Raw genomic sequence first — 16482 nt, 5'->3', positions numbered from 1 at the left:
CGCGACGGTGGCGCGCCCCCAGCCGCCCTGGTCCGCCAGCCGGCCGGCCAGTCGCGTGGCGAGGGTGACCGCCCGGGGGCCCGACGCGTCCCCGCGCGCGAAGGCCACGAGGTGCTCGGTGTCGCCCGTGAGCGGGTCGTAGGTCGCCTCCGGACCGACGAAGGCGCCCGGCAGCGCCCGCCGCAGGCGCAGGGCTGTGGCCGTGACGAGGAGCTTCTCGTCGCTGAGGTCGGCAGGAGCCTCTCCCCCGTCGAGCCGCGCGAGCCTGCGGCCACGCTCGGCGTAGTCGACGAGCCGGCGGTTGTCGGGGTCGACGAGCGAGAGGTCGACGAGGTCGGTCCCCTGGTAGACGTCAGGCACTCCGGGCATCGTCAGCTGGACGAGCTTCTGCCCGAGCGTGTTGGCGCGCGTCTCGACCGCGGTCGCGGCCGCCCACGCCTCGACGTGCGCGACGACGTCGGGAGTCGTCACGACACCCGTGACGAAGCGCGAGACCGCGGCCTCGTAGGCCTCGGCAGGCGACGTCCACCGCGTGTGCAGCTTCGACTCACGGATCGCCTTGAGCGCATAGGCCTGGAGTCGGTCCTCGGTGATCGGCCACGCGCCGACGACGGTCTGCCACAGGAAGTACTCGGTCAGCGCGTCCAGCGCGTCCGACCGGATCGGGTCCGCGAGCCGGCGCGCCTCACGGACCCAGTGGGCCCAGGCTTGCGGGCGCTCGGCCAGGACGAAGAGGCGCGCCCGCACGTCCTCCGACCGTTTCGTGTCATGGGTCGAGAGCGTGGTCATCGTCGTCGGCCACTCGCCGAGCTGGCTCTGGGCGAACGAGTGGAAGTCTGCGGGGGCAAAGGCGGGGTGGGCCGGCTCGCCACCCACCTCGTTGAGTCCGGTGAGGCGGACGTAGCGGTAGTAGGCGGTGTCCTCGATCGCCTTGGCCATAACGGGACCGCACGTCTGCTGGAAACGGACGACGAACTCGTCGCGGGCGCTCGCGTCGGCCACCGGCCCCTCGCCCAGGGCCAGGTCGACGAGGCGTGCGAGCACGTCACGGTCGAGCGAGGCGTGGTGGTCACCCGCGCCTCGGAGCGCGGCCTCCTCGAGTGCGACCGCCTCGAGCCCGGACCGCTCGCGCCCGGGCCGGACGTAGATCCGGTAGCGGTCCATACCGACGAGGAGGGCCTCGATGACCCGACGCGCGGCTCCCGGGTCGACGTCGGGCAGGGCCTGCACGAGGACCCGCATCAGCCGTTCCACCTCGGCCACGAGAACGTGCTCGACGACGTAGCGCTTCGCATCGGCGACCAGCGCGCCGAGGTCCTGGTGCTCGCCGACCACCTCATCGGCGAGCGCGGTCAACGGCTCTGCCCCGTCCGGGTCGACGAAGACTCCGCCCACCCGCAGGAGCGCGTCGTAGCCCGTCGTCCCGGCCGTGCGCCACCGGCGGGGCAGCTGCTCGTCGCCTTCGAGGATCTTCTCGACGACGACCCAGGCGTCGTCCGTCGCCTCCGCGAGACGCTCGAGGTAGCCTTCCGGGTCGGCCAGCCCGTCGGGGTGGTCGATGCGCAGCCCGTCGACCTGGCCCGACCTGACCATCCGCACGAGGCGCGCGTGGGTCGCGTCGAAGACCTCGGGCACCTCGACGCGCACGGCGATGAGGGATGTCACGTCGAAGAACCGCCGGTAGTTGAGGTCGGTGTCGCCCGACCGCCACGACGCGAGGCGGTAGTGCTGGGCCTCGAGGAGCTCGCCGAGCGGCATACCCGCGGTCCCGGACGCCACCGGGAAGGCCTGGTCGTAGTAGCGGACGATGTCCTCGTCGCCCTCACGGTCGAGCGTGATTTCGCCGGCGACCAGCACCTCCTCGACGGGGCCGCCGAGGACCGGCAGGAGGATGCGGCCGCCCTGCGCGTCCCAGTCGACGTCGAACCACACGGCATACGGCGACTCGGTCCCGTCGCGAAGGACGTGCCAGAGCGGGGCGTTGAGGCACAGCGGGGTCGGGATTGTCATGTGGTTGGGCACGACGTCGACGACGAGTCCGAGACCCGCCGCGCGAGCGGCGTCGGCGAGGCGGTCGAAGGCGGCATCGCCCCCGAGACCGGAGGCGACGCGCGTGTGGTCGACCACGTCGTAGCCGTGCCTCGACCCCTCCGACGCCTGGAGGACCGGCGAGAGGTAGAGGTGCGAGACCCCGAGCGACGCGAGGTGGTCCACCTGCGCCACCGCGTCGTCGAGCGTGAACCCCGGCTCGAGCTGGAGCCGGTGGGTCGAGACGGGCGGCGGTCGGCGGGTCACGCCCGGGCACCCTCCGCCACTCCCGCGACCGGACTCGTCGTCTCACGAGGGCACCTCAGGACGACGACGCTGCGCGCCTCGACCTTGGTCTGCCAGCCGGGCTCCAGCTCATCTGCCCCGACCGCGATCTGGGCCGTGTCGACCTCCGGCAGCCAACGCGCGCCGTACTCCTTGTCGGGGATCGTGAAGGAGAGCGGCTCGACGTGCGCGTTGAACAGGACGAGGAACGAGTCGTCGAGGATCTGGTGGCCGCGCGGGTCGGGCTCTGGGATGGCCGCTCCGTTGAGGAAGACCATGATGGACTTCGCGAGGCCGTTGGACCACGCCTCGTCGTCCATGTGCTCGCCGTTGGGCATGAACCAGGCGATGTCGCCGAGTTCGCTCTCGCCGCCGTGGTCGGCGCTGCCGGCGAAGAACCGGCGCCTGCGGAAGACCGGGTGCTCCTGGCGCAGCTTGATCAGCGACTGCGTGAAGGCGAGCAGCTGCTGGTCGTCGTGGTCGAGGGCCCAGTGGACCCAGGAGATGTCGTTGTCCTGGCAGTAGGCGTTGTTGTTGCCGTTCTGGGTCCGGCCGAGCTCGTCGCCGTGGCTCATCATCGGGACGCCCTGCGAGAGCATGAGGGTCGCGATGAAGTTGCGCTGCTGCCGGGCCCGAAGGGCGAGGATCCCGGCGTCGGTCGTGGGTCCTTCCGCACCGCAGTTCCACGAGCGGTTGTGGCTCTCCCCGTCGTTGCCGCCCTCGCCGTTGGCCTCGTTGTGCTTGTCGTTGTAGGAGACGAGGTCGCGCAGGGTGAAGCCGTCGTGTGCCGTGATGAAGTTGATCGACGCGATCGGTTTCCGTCCCGAGTGCTCGTAGAGGTCGCTCGACCCCGTGAGCCGGGAGGCGAACTCGCCGAGGGCGCCGCCCTCGCCGCGCCAGAAGTCGCGGACCGCGTCGCGGTACCGGCCGTTCCACTCCGTCCACAGGGGCGGGAAGTTGCCCACCTGGTAGCCGCCGTCGCCGACGTCCCACGGCTCGGCGATGAGCTTGACCTGGCTGACGACGGGGTCCTGCTGGATGAGGTCGAAGAACGCCGACAGCTTGTCGACCTCGTGGAACTGGCGGGCCAGCGTCGCGGCGAGGTCGAAGCGGAAGCCGTCGACGTGCATCTCGTTCACCCAGTAGCGCAGCGAGTCCATGATCAGCTGCAGGACGTGCGGGCTGCGCATGAGCAGGCTGTTGCCCGTGCCGGTCGTGTCGTAGTAGTGCGAGAGGTCGTCGCTGACGAGCCGGTAGTAGCTGTTGTTGTCGAGCCCCCGGAACGCGAGGGTCGGGCCGAGGTGGTTGCCCTCGGCCGTGTGGTTGTAGACGACGTCGAGGATGACCTCGATGTCGGCTTCGTGCAGGGCCCGGACCATCCCCTTGAACTCGAGGACCTGCTGCCCGCGCTGGCCGCCGGCGGCATACCCGTTGTGCGGCGCGAGGAAGCCGATCGTGTTGTACCCCCAGTAGTTCGACAGGCCGCGGTCGAGCAGGACGGAGTCCTGGACGAACTGGTGGACGGGCATGAGCTCGATGGCCGTGATCCCGAGCGCCTTGAGGTGGTTGATCATCGCCGGGTGCGCGATGCCGGCATACGTGCCGCGGATCTCCTCGGGGACCTCCGGGTGGAGCTGCGTCAGGCCCTTGACGTGGGCCTCGTAGATGACCGACTCGTGGTACTCGTGACGCGGAGGGCGGTCGTCGCCCCAGTCGAAGAACGGGTTGATGACGACGGAGAGCATCGTGTGCCCGAGACTGTCGTCGGTGTTGACCTTCGTCGTGCTGGCCGGGTCGGCGTCGCCGAAGGTGTAGGAGAAGAGTGACTGGTCGTTCTCGGCCTGCCCCTCGATGGCCTTGGCGTAGGGGTCGAGGAGGAGCTTGCTCGGGTTGCACCGGTGCCCGGCGGTCGGCTCGTAGGGTCCGTGGACGCGGAAGCCGTAGCGCTGCCCCGGCTGGACGTAGGGGACGTAGCCGTGCCACACGAAGCCGTCGACCTCGGGCAGGTCGATCCGGGTCTCCTTCAGGTCGTCGTCGACGAGGCAGAGCTCGATCCGCTCCGCGACCTCGGAGAAGACGGCGAAGTTGACCCCGGTGCCGTCGTACGTGGCACCGAGGGGGTAGGGCTTGCCGGGCCAGATCTCCATGAGCCTTCTTCCGTCGACATGCACGACCGGGCACCAGCACACGGCCGCGGCGCCGCGCGGGTCGCGCGGCGACGCGCGGACCACGCCGACCGCAGTGTCGCCATTCTTGCCTGCCCGACCCGGGCGCGCGCAAGCCGTGCCATGACACACGGGAGTGCGCCGCGGCGACGGGACGTATGCCGCTGGGCCGTCGCGGCGCGTCGGGCCCGTCCGCGCGTGGCCGGGACCTAGGGCCCTGCCCCGACGGTCGGGGCCGTGCTGCCATGGGAGGCGTGGGGCACGTCCGTCGTGCCCGCGGAGAGGAGCCCGAGATGAACATGCACCTGCCGGAGGCCTCTGGCACGCCGCGCGAGGTCGACGTCGGCCTGCTGACCGAGGGCGACCTGCTGAGGCTGAGCGAGGTCGAGGGTCCCTGCGTCTCCGTCTACCTGCCGACGAGCGTCTTCGGACCCGACACGAGGCAGGGACCGGCACGGCTGCGGACCCTGTTGCGCGACGTCGTCCAGAGGCTCGAGGACGCGGGCCTCGAGGACCGGGCCATCGGCGACCTCCTCGGCCCGATCCGGGTGCTCGAGAACGACCCGTCGTTCTGGCAGCACCAGGGGCCGGGGCTGGCCCTCTTCGCGGCACCGGGGTTCAGCGCCGGCTTCCGCCTCCCGGTCGCCATCGACGACCGCGTGGCCGTCGGGGCTGCGTTCCGGCTGCGCCCCCTGCTGCCGCTGCTCGCGCCGGACGGCGCCTTCTTCGTCCTCGCCCTCGCCCAGAACGGGGTCCGGCTCTTCCACGGGACCCGGGACGGCATGGACGAGCTCGATCTCGGCGCGATCCCCGCCTCGATGGAGGCCGCCATCCCGCAGGAGGAGATGGAACGCCACGGGCAGTCGCACTCGGTCGGACGGCAGAACGGCCGCGGTGAGGCGCAGTTCCACGGGCAGGGCAACGAGGCCGACTACGACAAGGCTGCCCTCGCGCGCTGGTTCCGGGCGGTGGACGACCCGCTCGTCGACCGGCTCGGTGGTCGTTCGGAGCCGCTCGTGCTCGCCTGCGTCGGCTACTACCTGCCGGTCTACCGGGCGGCGAGCCGCTACCCAGCCGTCTGGGACCAAGCCATCGAGGGCAACCCCGAGCACCGGACACCGCAGGAGCTGCACGACGCCGCCTGGGCCCTCCTCGCCGACCACTTCGCCGAGCGCGAGGAGCACCTGCGGGACCGGTACCGCGAGGTCGCCGGCACCGGCCGCACCCTGAGCGACCCGGGCCTGATCCTCACGGCGGCGCGGGAGGGCCGCGTCGACACGCTCTTCCTCGACCCGGAGGCCGCGACCGATTCCGGAGATGCCCTCGATGCCGCCCTCGCCGAGACGGTCCGCCACCGCGGGCGGGTGGTCCCCTTCGGGGTCCCGTCGGGCCCCGACGGACCCGCGGCCGTCCTCCTCCGCTACTGAAAGGGTCCGCTACCGAGAGGGCTCCGGAACCGTCCCACCACCCCCCCGACCCCCGACCGAACGCAGCGTTCGTCGTCGAACTCAGCGCTAGAGCAGTGAGTTCGACGACGAACGCTGCGTTCGGTTGGCAGGGAGCTGAGCCGCCGGGAGGCGGCCGTGGTCAGGGGTATGCCGCTGGGCCGGCGCCTCGGCCACAGCTCAGAGGGCGCCCCCGAGCGTGACCCCACCGTCGATCGTCAGCGTCTGGCCGGTGATCCACGAGGCGTCGGAGCTGAGCAGGAAGCTCACCGCTCCGGCGATGTCCTCGGGGGTGCCGAGCCGCTTCATGGGGTAGGCCGCGGCGACCTGTTCCTCGCGGCCGACGTAGAGCGCTTCGGCGAACTTCGTCTTGACGACCGCCGGGGCGACGGCGTTGACGCGCACGTCGGGTCCGAGCTGGTGGCCGAGCTCGGTCGTCAGGTGGATGAGGGCCGCCTTGGACACGCCGTACCAGCCGATCATCCCCGAGGCGCCCAGGCCGGCCACCGAGGCGAGGTTGACGACGGCGCCGGGGTGGGCGTCGTCGCCGAGGCCTGCGGCAACCGCCTTCTTGATCCAGGAGAACGCCGCCACGACGTTGACGTCGAGGATCTTGCGGGCCACGTCGCCGTCGGTGTCGAGCATCGGGCCGTAGACGGGGTTGATGCCGGTGTTGTTGACGAGCAGGTGCAGCCCGCCGAAGGTGTCACGCGCCGCAGCGATGACCTCCTCCTGGTGGGCCTCGTCGGCCGCGTTGCCCGAGATGCCGATGGCGTTGCCCGGGCCGCCGAGCTGCTCCACGGCCTCCGCCAGGGCTTCGGACCGACGGGCCGTGATGACGACCTTGGCGCCCTCGGCGACGAGGCGCTCGGCGATGCCGAGGCCGATCCCGCGGCTCGCGCCCGTGACGATCGCGACCGCTCCCTCGTGAGCCCCCATCAGAAGCCGAGGTCCCGGCCGATAAGCTCCTTCATGATCTCGTTGGAGCCGGCCCAGATCTTCGTGACCCGGGCGTCGCGCCAGGCACGGGCGACGCGGTACTCGTTCATGAAGCCGTAGCCGCCGTGGAGCTGGACGCAGTGGTCGAGGACGTCGTTCTGGATCTCAGAGCTCCACCACTTGGCCTTCGCCGCGTCGACGGCCGAGAGCGTGCCGGCGGCGTGCGCGATGACGCAGTCGTCGACGTAGGCCTCGGCGACCTCGATCTTCGTGACGAGCTCGGCCATGAGGAACTTGTTGTGCTGGAAGGCGCCGATCGACTGGCCGAAGGCCTTGCGGTCCTTGGCGTACTGGATCGTCTCCTCGAGGATCGCCTTCGCGTGGGCGACGTTGGAGACGGCCGCGCCGACGCGCTCCTGCGGGAGGCGCTGCATCATGGCGATGAACCCCATCCCCTCCTCGCCGAGGCGGTTCTCGTCGGGGACCCGGACGTTCTCGAAGAACAGCTCGGCCGTGTCGGACTCGTCCATGCCGACCTTGTCGAGCTTGCGGCCGTTGTTGAAGCCCTCCATGCCGCGCTCGACCATGAAGAGCGTGATGCCCTTGGCCCCCTTGGACGCGTCGGTCCGCGCGGCGACGATGACGAGGTCTGCCTGGTAGCCGTTGGTGATGAAGGTCTTTGAGCCGTTGAGGACCCAGCCGTCGCCGTCGCGGACGGCGGTCGTCTTGAGCGCTGCGAGGTCGGAGCCGCCGGAGGGCTCGGTCATCGCGATCGCGCAGATGAGGTCGCCGCTCGCCATGCCGGGCAGCCAGCGCTGCTTCTGCTCCTCGGTGCCGAGGTCGACGATGTAGGGCGGGCAGACGTCGGAGTGGATGCCGAAGCACGAGCTCGTCGCGGCGTTGAAGCGCGACATCTCCTCCGCGATGACGGCGTTGAAGCGGTAGTCGTCGACGCCCGCGCCGCCGAACTCCTCGGGGATGTCGAAGCCGAAGAAGCCCTGCTTGCCGGCTTCCCTCCAGATGTCCCGCGGGATCGACTTGGACGCGATCATCTCCTCGGCGCGCGGGGCGAGCGTGCGGTGCACGAACTCCCGCGCTGAGGCGCGCATCGCCTCGTGGTCCTCTTCGTAGATGTTGCGGGGCATGGCTGACCTCCAAGACACAGTGACTAAGCGCTTGCTTAGTCTTACGCCGCTGCGGCATGCTGTCAATGTGCCGCAGACAACACCGACCCCCGCCTCGTCGGCCCTCGAGGCGGACCTCCGGGCCGGCACAGGACTGCTCAGCGACCCCGAGGCGACGACCGTCGAGCGGCTCATGCAGGCCGCGGCCCACGCCTTCGCCGACAAGGGCTTCCACGCGACCACGACGCGTGACATCGCGTCGGGCGCGGGCCTCAGCCCGGCCGGCGTCTACGTCCACTTCGGGTCCAAGGAGGAGCTGCTCTTCAACCTCAGCCGGACCGGGCACGAGTCGGCCCTACGCCAGCTGCGTGCCGCGATCGCGGCGTCGCCCGCCCCGCCGGGCCAGCTCGCCAGCCTCATGGCTCGCTTCTCGGAGTGGCACGTCGAGCAGTACCAGGTGGCCCGGGTCGTCCAGTACGAGCACCACCACCTGACGCCCGAGCACCACGCCGAGGTGCTCGCGCTGCGCAAGGAGATGGACGCGCTCGTCCGCGACGTCCTCGAGCGGGGCGTGGCCTCCGGCGAGTTCGCGATCGACGACGTCGGCGACACGGCCCTCGCGCTCCTGTCGATCGTCGTCGACGTCGCCCGGTGGTACTCCCCCACCATCAAGCGCACCCCGGCGCAGATCGGGGCGACCAACGCGGCCCTCGCCCTGCGTCTCGTCGGCGCAGCGGAGCCCCGTCGAACGGCCCGGCTTGCGACGGACACCGCAGCTCCGCCGCCCGACGCCTGACCCGTGGCCACCCACCCCGGCCACACCGTCCTCCAGGTGCCGGTGCCGCAGCTCGAGACGTTCGTCCGGGCGCGCACCGCGCACTACGACGCCGACTACGTGTCGGCCGACCCCGACTACGTCCACGCGCACGTGACCGCGCTCGGGCCCTTCCTCCCACCCGAGGCCATCGGCGGCCCAGAGAGGGACTCGATCCTCGAGATCCTCCGGGAGACCGAGCCGTTCGAGTTCGTCCTCGCCCGGGTCGCGACCTTCCCCAATGGGATCATCCACCTCGTGCCCGAGCCGGAGGAGCCCTTCCGCCGGCTCACCGCCCGCCTGGCCCGCGCCTTCCCGCAGTGTCCGCCGTATGCCGGCCAGTTCCCCGACGTCCGACCGCACCTCACGCTCGACGCCGTCTCAGACAGCGTCTCCGACAGCGTCTCCGAGGCATCGACGCGCCGGCTGCTCGGCGAGCTCGTCCCGGCCCGGTGTCGTGCCGAGCGCCTCGACCTGGCGTGGTACGAGCAGGGCGGCTGCCGAGTCCTGGCGTCCTGGCCGCTCGGGCCTCAGGACGGGATGGTCGGCCCGAGCCGGCGTGACGTCGTCACGCCGGCTGCTCGGGCCGTGTCGGTGCCGGTCAGCGATCCGCGGACGTGATCCCCTCGACCTGGCGCACGACCTCGGCGACGAGCGGGTACGCGGCTGGGTCGGTCTGGTTGGCCATCCCGAGGATCGCGTCGTCCATGCCCGCCTCGGCGAGGCGTCCGAGGTGGTCGACGGCGGCTGCAACCGAGACCGTCGGGGCGCCGGACGGGTCCGTGCCCCCGGACTCGGAGAGGCTCATCCGGGTCAGGACCGTCTTGGTGATGGCGCCGTAGTCGCGGCCCACGGCGTCGCAGTGGCTTCGCAGGCCATCGCAGGCGGCTCGCAGCCCCTGCGGCCCGACGTCGAAGAAGTTCGAGGCGTCGGCATACTGCGCGACGAGCCGCATGGTCTTCTTCGCCCCCATGCCGCCGATGAGGATCGGCGGGTGGGGCCGGCGAACGGCGGGAGGGCTGTTGAGCGGGCGCTCGAGCGTGTAGTGCCGACCGGCATACGGGCTCTCGTCGCCCGACCACATCTGGAGGGAGATCTGCAGCGCCTCCTCGAGGCGCTCGAAGCGCTCCTTGAGCGGCGGGTAGGGCACCCCGAGGCCCCGGTGCTCCTCCTCGTTCCAGGCCGCGCCGATGCCGAGCCACGCGCGGCCGCCCGAGAGGACGTCGAGGGTCGTCACCGTCTTCGCGAGGATGCCGGGGTGACGGTAGGTGACACCGGTGACCAGCGTCCCCAGCTCGATCCGCGAGGTCTGGCCCGCCGCGAACGCGAGCGCTGTGTAGCCCTCGAGCATCTCGAGCTCGGGCGGGCCGATCATGCTGATCTGGAAGAAATGGTCCATGACCCAGAGGCTGGCCATGCCGGCCTCCTCCGCGTCACGGGCGATCCGGCCGAACGTCGGGCCGATGGAGGCCGGCGCGTCGGGCCAGCTGAAATGGGAGACCTGCAGTCCGAGTCGCATCCATCGATCCTCGCCGGGGCTCAGGCAATTGTCGAGGGCGACGGAATCGGTGAGGGCGCAGCGGCCTTCGGCTGCCGCTCAGGCAGTTCCAAGGAAACGGTCAGACGGGGCAGGAAGAACTGGACGAGGGGCCCGATCGAGACGGCGTAGAGGACCGTCCCGAGACCGACGGGCCCGCCCAGGAGCCAGCCGACGGAGAGGACGAGGACCTCGATGGCCGTGCGGACGAGTCGGATGCTGAGGCGGGTGCGGCGCGCGAACCCGGTCATCAGCCCATCGCGCGGCCCGGGGCCGAGCTGGCTGCCGATGTAGAGCCCGCCCGCGATGCCGTTGAGCACGATGCCGCCGAGGAGCAGGGCAACCCGGGCGGGCAGCGCGTCGGGAGGACTGATGAGGGAGAGGCCCGCGTCGGCGGCGAGGCCGATGACGACGACGTTCGCGACCGTCCCGAGACCAGGCCACTGCCGAAGGGGCCACCACAGGAGGAGGACGAGCACGCCGGTCACGATGGTCACCTGGCCGAAGGTGAGCGGCAGCCGGCTCGCGACCCCGGCGTGGAAGACGTCCCACGGGTCGAGGCCGAGTGTGCTGCGGACCATCATCGCCATCGAGACGCCGTAGAGCGTCAGGCCGACGAGCAGCTGGGTGATCCGGAAGGGCAGCCGGCCGGCGCGGAGCTGCTCTCGGGTGGTCATCGCAAGGAGCGGGACGTGGCGGCGCATGTCCTCCAGCGTGAGGCCAAGTGGTCTTCTTATCCATATCCAGTTGTGCAAGAGTGGACTCATGCGAACCGTGTCCGCCCGGTCCCTGGCCGCCCTCCTCGGTGACGAGCCCCTCCCCCGGCCCGCCTACCGGAGTCTCGCCGACGGGATCCGTCGCCTCGTCTGCGACGGGCGGGTCCTCGTCGGCACCCGCCTGCCGAGCGAGCGGACCCTCACCACCGAGCTCGGACTCAGCCGCACAACCGTCGGTGCCGCACTCGACGCGCTCCGGGAGGACGGCTACATCGTGACGCGGCGCGGGTCGGGTAGCGTCGTCGCCCTCCCCTCGCGAGCCGGCGCCGTGGCCGTGTCCGACGCCGGGCTCATCCCGAGCGCCGTGCCGCCCGATGTCATCGACCTGACGTATGCCGCCCTCCCGGCCGCCCCCGGGATCACCGCGGCCTACGAGCGCGCCCTGCACGAGCTGCCCCGGCACCTCGCCACCTCCGGCTACAACCCGCAGGGCCTGCCCGAGGCCCGTGAGGCCCTCGCGGCGTGGTTCGCGGGGCGTGGCCTGCCGACCGACCCCAACCAGGTGATCGTCACGTCTGGCGCGCACTCCGGCCTGTCGTCGGTCCTGCGCGCGCGTCTCGAGCCCGGGGACCGTGTCGTTCTCGAGAGCCCGACCTACCCGAATGCCATTGTCGGCGTTCGTCGCTCGGCCTTCCGCCCGGTCTCCGTCTCGATGACGCCCTCGGGGTGGGACGCCGACTCGCTCGAGGTGGCGCTCCGCCAGGGCGGGGCCCGGCTCGCCTACCTCATCCCCGACTTCCAGAACCCCACCGGCCTGCTCATGGATCTCGGCACCCGGCTGCAGGTGGCCGACGCGCTGTCGCGGACCCGGGCGGAGGCGCTCGTCGACGAGACGTTCGTCGAGCTCGGCCTCGACGAGCGGCCACCGGTTCCCTTCGCGGCCGTCGCCGAGCGGACGACGACCCTGGGCAGTGCCGCCAAGGCCTGGTGGGGAGGCCTCCGTGTCGGCTGGGTCCGCGCCCCGCTCGACCAGGTCGGACCGGTCCTGGAGGCGCGCCACAGTCTCGATCTCGGCACGGCCGTCCTCGAGCAGCTCGTCCTCGCCGACCTGCTCGCCCAGGGGGCGCCCCTGCTCGACGAGCGACGTCGGGAGGCCCGCGCCCGCCGCGATGCGATGGTGGTCGCCCTTCGCCGGCACGTGCCCGACTGGCACTTCTCCGTGCCGGCGGGTGGCCTCAACCTGTGGTGCGAGCTGCCCGTGGCTCGCGGGGACCAGCTCGCACACGTCGCCGAGCGGGCCGGGGTCCGGCTCGCGAGAGGAGCACAGTTCGGCGTCGCGGGTGGCATGGCCCGCTTCGTCCGGGTGCCCTTCTGCGTCCCGGCCGACGAGGCGGACGAGGTGGGTCGCCGACTCGCGGAGGCCTGGCAGCTCGCCCTCGGAGCCCCGGCCACCGCCGACGTGCGGGCCCCGCTCATCGCCTGACCGGCGACCGTCACGCCGACCTGACGTCCGCAGCACCGCTGCGCCTGCGAGACTGCGGGCGTGAGCAGCAGCAGCGACCGTGTGACGACCCGCCAGTGGAGGGACGGGCAAGCCGTCGCGTCGGACTTCCCCCTCTCGGAGGTGTCCGAGCGGCTCGAAGAAGACGGCTCGCTCATCTGGGTCGACCTCTGCGACCCGGGCCGGGCCCACCTCGCCGAGCTGGCCGGCGAGCTCGGGCTCGACTCGCACGCGGTCGAGGACGCCGTCACCGCCTACGAGCGCCCCAAGGCGACCCGCCACGCCCGCCACACCTTCCTCACGGTGTACGCCACGCGCCTCGACCCCGGCGACCCGACGCCGGGACGTCGCGAGTCCCGGCTCGTCACGAGCCGGATCTCCGCTTTCGTCCTCCCTCGTGGCATCATCACCGTCCGTTCCGACGACACATTCGACATGGCGCCGGTCCTCGAGCGATGGAACGAGGATCCCGAGCTGCTCCGGCTCGGGGTCGGCGCCCTCGTCCACGGCCTCCTTGACACGGTCGTCGACGGTCACTTCGAGGCGATCCAGCGGCTCGACGACGCGATCGAGGGACTCGAGGACCTCCTCTTCGACGATCGTGGGCCGAGCCACGAGGTCCAGGTCCGGACATACCGGCTGCGCAAGGAGCTCGTCGAGCTGCGGCGCGTTGTGCTGCCCATGCGGGAGGTCGTCAACGCCGTGCTGCGCCACCGGAGCGAGCTCGAGGGGCGACACACCGAGCTCGACGGCTCGTACGACGACCTCTACGACCATGTCCTGCGGGCCTCGGAGTGGACGGAGTCGCTTCGCGACATGATCACGACGGTCTTCGAGACCAACCTGTCGCTCCAGGACGCTCGCCTCAACACCGTGATGAAGAAGCTCACCGGGTGGGCCGCCATCATCGCCGTGCCGACGGCGGTGACCGGTTGGTTCGGCCAGAACGTCCCCTACCCCGGCTTCGGCAAGGGCTCCGGCGTCCTCATGAGTGCCGGGGTCATCCTGGGTATCGGCGTGGTCCTCTACATCGTCTTCAAACGCAAGAGCTGGATCTGATTGGGGCCCTCGGCGCCGGCTTCGGTGCCCTGTCGGGCCGTCGCCGGACCGAGCGACGCAGAACGGCGCCCGGTCACCGAACGTCATGGGCCGGTGGCCGGGCGCCGATTCAGCGCTTCGGGCGACGTCAGTCGCGCGTCAGCTTGCGGTAGGTGACCCGGTGCGGGCGGGCCGCATCGGGGCCGAGGCGCTCGATCTTGTTGGCCTCGTAGGACTCGAAGTTACCCTCGAACCAGTACCAGTTGGCCGGGTTCTCCTCCGTCCCCTCGTAGGCGAGGATGTGCGTCGCGACGCGGTCGAGGAACCACCGGTCGTGCGTGATGACGACGGCGCAGCCGGGGAAGTCGAGCAGCGCGTTCTCGAGCGAGCCGAGCGTCTCGACGTCGAGGTCATTCGTGGGCTCGTCGAGGAGCAGCAGGTTGCCGCCCTGCTTGAGCGTCAGGGCGAGGTTGAGCCGGTTGCGCTCGCCGCCGGAGAGCACGCCGGCCAGCTTCTGCTGGTCCGGGCCCTTGAAGCCGAACTGCGAGACGTAGGCGCGGGACGGGATCTCGACGTGGCCGACCTTCATGTAGTCGAGCCCGTCGGAGACGATCTCCCAGAGGTTCTTCTTCGGGTCGAGGCCTTCTCGGCCCTGGTCGACGTAGGAGATCTTGACCGTGTCGCCGATCTTCACCTCGCCGGAGTCGGGCTGCTCGAAGCCGACGATCGTCTTGAAGAGCGTCGACTTGCCGACCCCGTTGGGACCGATGACGCCGACGATGCCGTTGCGCGGCAGCGAGAACGAGAGGTTGTCAATGAGGACGCGGTCGCCGAAGCCCTTCTTGAGGTTCTTCACCTCGATGACGGTGGACCCGAGACGCGGGCCCGGCGGGATCTGCAGCTCCTCGAAGTCGAGCTTGCGGGTGCGGTCGGCCTCGGCCGCCATCTCCTCGTAGCGAGCGAGGCGCGCCTTGCTCTTGACCTGACGGCCCTTGGCATTGCTGCGAACCCACTCGAGCTCGGTCTTGAGGCGCTTGGCGAGCTTGGCATCCTTCTTGCCCTGGATCGTCAGGCGCTCGGCCTTCTTCTCGAGGTAGGTCGAGTAGTTGCCCTCGTAGGGGTAGAGACGGCCACGGTCGACCTCGGCGATCCACTGGGCCACGTTGTCGAGGAAGTAGCGGTCGTGGGTGACGGCGATGACGGCGCCGGCGTAGGACTCGAGGTGCTGCTCGAGCCAGAGGACCGACTCGGCGTCGAGGTGGTTGGTCGGCTCGTCGAGCAGAAGCAGGTCGGGCTTCTGCAGGAGGAGCTTGCACAGCGCCACGCGACGGCGCTCACCACCGGAGAGGTTGGTGACCGGGGAGTCGGCCGGCGGGCAGCGCAGGGCGTCCATCGCCTGCTCGAGCTGGCTGTCGAGGTCCCAGGCGTCGGCGTGGTCGATGTCCTCCTGCAGCTTGCCCATCTCGGCGAGGAGCGCGTCGTAGTCGGCGTCGGGGTCGGCCATCTCGGCCGAGATCTCGTTGTAGCGGTCGAGCTTGGCCTTGATCTCGCCGGCGCCCTCCTCGACGTTGCCGAGAACCGTCTTCTCCTCGTTGAGCGGGGGCTCCTGCAGGAGGATGCCGACCGTGGCGCCCGGGGCGAGGCGAGCCTCACCGTTGGACGGCTGGTCGAGTCCGGCCATGATCTTGAGGATCGTCGACTTGCCGGCACCGTTGGGTCCGACCATGCCGATCTTCGCGCCCGGGTAGAACGACATCGAGACGTCGTCGAGGATGACCTTCTCGTTGTGCGCCTTGCGTGCGCGGGTCATGGTGTAGATGTACTCGGCCATGCCCGAAGGCTATCGGCCGCAGGGCATGGGGGCCGAATCCGCATCCCACGCCCAGCCCGGCCGAGCCCGTCGGGACGCCCCATCACGCCTGCCGCTGGGCCGGCCCGGACCCGACCTCGGAGGCCAGGGCGGCCCCAGCGGCACCGGCACGGCCGGGACACCCGCCGGCGCCGTTGCGTCGGCGTCGGTGGCCGCATCGGTGCAGGCGGCCGCCCCGGCTCAGGCGCTCCTCGCCCCCACGACGGTGTAGGTGTCGGTCTCGGGGTCGCCGGTCAACCTCGTCGCCCGGGTTTCGTCGAGGTCGTGGACGACCCCGTCGGCGTCGACGTTCGCCGGGCGGCCGCCCGGGTCGCCCTCGCCACGCATCACGTCGTCGCCCTCCGGCTCCATGCCCGCTGCCGCGGGCCCGTACGGGGCGTCGCCTGTGTCGTCGCTCCGGGCCGCGTCCCCGTCGGTCGCCTCTCCGTCGGCGAGCGCCCGAAGGCTCGCTGCCACGTCGGGCTCGGCGAGCCGGTCGTAGCCGAGGGCGGCGGCGCGGCTCACGCGTTCGAAGGACGCCTGACCCCAGCTGAGGTCGTGCCCGATGTGCTCGGCGTCGACCTCGACCGAGACGCGCGGCTGTCCATCGGCGCCCTGCCACTCGCGAACCCCGAGCTTGCCGGTGACGATCACCGGATGGCCCTTCTTGAGGGACTTGCCCACGTTGGCGGCGAGGGCGTTGAAGGCGATGACGCTGAAGAAGCTCGTCTCGCCATCGACGAAGCGACCGTCAGCCGTGCGTCGGTAGGGGGTCGTCGCGATGCGGAAGGTGGTGAAGATGCCACCAGTCCGCGTCTGTCGTGAGGTCGGCTCCGCGACGACATTGCCGTGGACGGTGACTCGGGTCTCGTTCATGTCTGCTCCTCCTGCTCCGGTCACGGACGACGGCGTCGCCCGACACCGACAGCCTCCGCGAGGCGGCCGCCTCGGAGAAGGAGCGCCACCGGGTCCTGTGGACAGGGCCCGGTGGCGACGGTGGATGTGGACGGACCTCCGACCGGTCCAGAGGTGAAGGCCGGG

General features: G+C 71.0%; 13 protein-coding genes. 5 read left to right on the top strand and 8 right to left on the bottom strand.

What is annotated here, in order from left to right:
• Window positions 1-2295, bottom strand: a 2295-nt coding sequence (gene treY, locus N865_RS14040) for a malto-oligosyltrehalose synthase (RefSeq protein WP_034807091.1), incomplete at its 3' end; no start/stop codon positions are given.
• Entirely contained in the window at window positions 2292-4460 is a 2169-nt protein-coding gene (gene glgX / locus N865_RS14035; RefSeq protein ID WP_034807088.1) for a glycogen debranching protein GlgX, read from the bottom strand. The genes glgX and treY, both read right to left, overlap by 4 nt.
• A 311-nt stretch (window positions 4461-4771) precedes the next feature.
• Between glgX and N865_RS14030 the strand changes: the two genes are divergently transcribed.
• Window positions 4772-5905: a baeRF3 domain-containing protein gene (locus N865_RS14030; protein WP_051510585.1), complete on the top strand. Its 1134-nt coding sequence runs from the start codon at window positions 4772-4774 to the stop codon at window positions 5903-5905.
• Between the two features lie 198 nt (window positions 5906-6103).
• Here N865_RS14030 and N865_RS14025 read toward each other — a convergent pair whose 3' ends face one another.
• Window positions 6104-6862: an SDR family oxidoreductase gene (locus N865_RS14025; RefSeq protein ID WP_034807087.1), complete on the bottom strand. Its 759-nt coding sequence runs from the start codon at window positions 6860-6862 to the stop codon at window positions 6104-6106.
• Entirely contained in the window at window positions 6862-8007 is a 1146-nt protein-coding gene (locus tag N865_RS14020) for an acyl-CoA dehydrogenase family protein (RefSeq protein WP_034807085.1), read from the bottom strand. The genes N865_RS14025 and N865_RS14020 overlap by 1 nt, the downstream gene beginning before the upstream one ends.
• Window positions 8008-8074: 67 nt before the next feature.
• Between N865_RS14020 and N865_RS14015 the strand changes: the two genes are divergently transcribed.
• Window positions 8075-8782, top strand: coding sequence for a TetR/AcrR family transcriptional regulator (locus N865_RS14015; protein WP_245603768.1), 708 nt, complete (start codon window positions 8075-8077; stop codon window positions 8780-8782).
• 3 nt (window positions 8783-8785) lie between these two features.
• Complete coding sequence (locus tag N865_RS14010) at window positions 8786-9421, top strand: 2'-5' RNA ligase family protein (protein ID WP_084328242.1); 636 nt, start codon at window positions 8786-8788, stop codon at window positions 9419-9421.
• On the opposite strand, the gene N865_RS14005 is transcribed toward N865_RS14010, so the two are convergent.
• Window positions 9402-10319, bottom strand: coding sequence for an LLM class F420-dependent oxidoreductase (locus N865_RS14005; RefSeq protein ID WP_034807083.1), 918 nt, complete (start codon window positions 10317-10319; stop codon window positions 9402-9404). The two genes, N865_RS14010 and N865_RS14005, sit on opposite strands and share 20 nt — an antisense overlap.
• A gap of 20 nt (window positions 10320-10339) precedes the next feature.
• Window positions 10340-11041: a membrane protein YczE gene (yczE, locus tag N865_RS14000; RefSeq protein WP_084328241.1), complete on the bottom strand. Its 702-nt coding sequence runs from the start codon at window positions 11039-11041 to the stop codon at window positions 10340-10342.
• Window positions 11042-11102: 61 nt separating this feature from the next.
• Here yczE and yczR point away from each other — a divergent pair, with 61 nt between their 5' ends.
• Window positions 11103-12536 carry a MocR-like transcription factor YczR gene (yczR, locus tag N865_RS13995; protein ID WP_034807081.1) on the top strand — a complete coding sequence of 478 codons (1434 nt, stop codon included), beginning with the start codon at window positions 11103-11105 and terminating at the stop codon, window positions 12534-12536.
• A gap of 60 nt (window positions 12537-12596) precedes the next feature.
• Window positions 12597-13613 carry a magnesium transporter CorA family protein gene (locus N865_RS13990; RefSeq protein ID WP_034807079.1) on the top strand — a complete coding sequence of 339 codons (1017 nt, stop codon included), beginning with the start codon at window positions 12597-12599 and terminating at the stop codon, window positions 13611-13613.
• A gap of 127 nt (window positions 13614-13740) precedes the next feature.
• Here the strand turns inward: N865_RS13990 and ettA are convergent, their stop codons facing one another.
• Both ettA and N865_RS23310 read right to left on the bottom strand, forming a co-directional pair.
• Entirely contained in the window at window positions 13741-15423 is a 1683-nt protein-coding gene (gene ettA, locus N865_RS13985; RefSeq protein ID WP_034807077.1) for an energy-dependent translational throttle protein EttA, read from the bottom strand.
• Window positions 15424-15642: 219 nt separating this feature from the next.
• Window positions 15643-16317 (bottom strand): single-stranded DNA-binding protein, encoded by a 675-nt coding sequence (locus tag N865_RS23310; RefSeq protein WP_034807075.1) that lies wholly within the window; start codon window positions 16315-16317, stop codon window positions 15643-15645.
• Between the last annotated feature and the right edge of the window lie 165 nt (window positions 16318-16482).

Source organism: Intrasporangium oryzae NRRL B-24470 (genome assembly GCF_000576595.1).
In the GTDB taxonomy this organism is placed as follows: Bacteria; Actinomycetota; Actinomycetes; order Actinomycetales; family Dermatophilaceae; genus Intrasporangium_C; species Intrasporangium_C oryzae.
This window is presented reverse-complemented; position numbering and strand designations above follow the sequence as displayed.

What these genes read in the sequence shown, in the direction of transcription:
- glgX (WP_034807088.1), bottom strand. Translation starts at nt 4,460, where the DNA reads ATGGAGATCTGGCCCGGCAAGCCCTACCCCCTCGGTGCCACGTACGAC.
- N865_RS14030 (WP_051510585.1), top strand. Translation starts at nt 4,772, where the DNA reads ATGAACATGCACCTGCCGGAGGCCTCTGGCACGCCGCGCGAGGTCGAC.
- N865_RS14025 (WP_034807087.1), bottom strand. Translation starts at nt 6,862, where the DNA reads ATGGGGGCTCACGAGGGAGCGGTCGCGATCGTCACGGGCGCGAGCCGC.
- N865_RS14020 (WP_034807085.1), bottom strand. Translation starts at nt 8,007, where the DNA reads ATGCCCCGCAACATCTACGAAGAGGACCACGAGGCGATGCGCGCCTCA.
- N865_RS14005 (WP_034807083.1), bottom strand. Translation starts at nt 10,319, where the DNA reads ATGCGACTCGGACTGCAGGTCTCCCATTTCAGCTGGCCCGACGCGCCG.
- yczE (WP_084328241.1), bottom strand. Translation starts at nt 11,041, where the DNA reads ATGCGCCGCCACGTCCCGCTCCTTGCGATGACCACCCGAGAGCAGCTC.
- yczR (WP_034807081.1), top strand. Translation starts at nt 11,103, where the DNA reads ATGCGAACCGTGTCCGCCCGGTCCCTGGCCGCCCTCCTCGGTGACGAG.
- ettA (WP_034807077.1), bottom strand. Translation starts at nt 15,423, where the DNA reads ATGGCCGAGTACATCTACACCATGACCCGCGCACGCAAGGCGCACAAC.
- N865_RS23310 (WP_034807075.1), bottom strand. Translation starts at nt 16,317, where the DNA reads ATGAACGAGACCCGAGTCACCGTCCACGGCAATGTCGTCGCGGAGCCG.